Raw genomic sequence first — 482 nt, forward strand, 5'->3', positions numbered from 1 at the left:
CCCGCGCTGATCGAACCGATCTGCGTGGTCTTCAGGGCAAATTCCGTTCCGGGCGCGTCGGTGGGAATGACGGGAGGCAGCTCGAGGCCGGCGAAGCTGTCGGCTGTCGTGCCGGCCTTGCCGGGATCGAACTCGATATAGACGCCGGAAATGATGGTCGACAGGCCGGAAATACCGGAACTGGCCGACAGGCGCGGCCTGACGACCCAGAACAGCGTGCCCTCGCGCATCAGCGGTTCGGCCTGCTTGGTCATGTCGGCGGCGACGATGACGTGGCTGCCGTCCGGCGCAAGCGCGACGCTCTTCACCGTGCCGAAGACGATGGCCTTGTAGCGGATCTGGGTCTTGCCCGGCTCCAGCCCTTCCGCCGTGCGCATGGTGATGGTGATCACCGGCCCCTTCTCCGACAGCGTGACCCAGCCCAGATAGAGCGCGATCCCGGCCGCCACGATCGGGATGAGCCAGATCGCGGACAGGCGGCG

1 protein-coding gene is annotated in these 482 nt (G+C 66.8%); it reads right to left on the reverse strand.

From position 1 onward, the window contains the following. On the reverse strand, positions 1-482 hold a 482-nt coding region (locus ACZYTC_RS34240; protein WP_488991757.1), incomplete at both ends, for an MlaD family protein.

Source organism: Labrys sp. F242 (assembly GCF_057813875.1).